General features: G+C 48.2%; 1 pseudogene. It reads right to left on the minus strand.

The window, feature by feature from the left end:
* A pseudogene (locus PGX78_RS09000) lies at positions 1–251 on the minus strand (DNA mismatch repair endonuclease MutL); the annotation flags it as partial.

Consider the following 251-nt stretch of genomic DNA (forward strand, 5'->3'; position numbering starts at 1 on the left):
TTCACTTTTCATAAACTTTTTTCGAGCCGGCGTATTGAAGAACAAGTTGCGCACTTCCATGGTCGTACCGACGGAAGCACCCGTGTATTCTTCTTCTTTAACGGAACCGCCCGACAGTACCATGCGAAAAGCCAGGTCCGTGTCGTTCATGCGCGTCGTCATGACCAGTTCGGAAACGGCGGCTATACTCGGTACGGCTTCACCGCGAAATCCTAAGGACGTAATGGAAAAAATATCTTCAATAGAACTTA

Source organism: Megasphaera sp. AF13-6AC, assembly GCF_027685385.1.
GTDB lineage: Bacteria > Bacillota > Negativicutes > Veillonellales > Megasphaeraceae > Megasphaera > Megasphaera micronuciformis.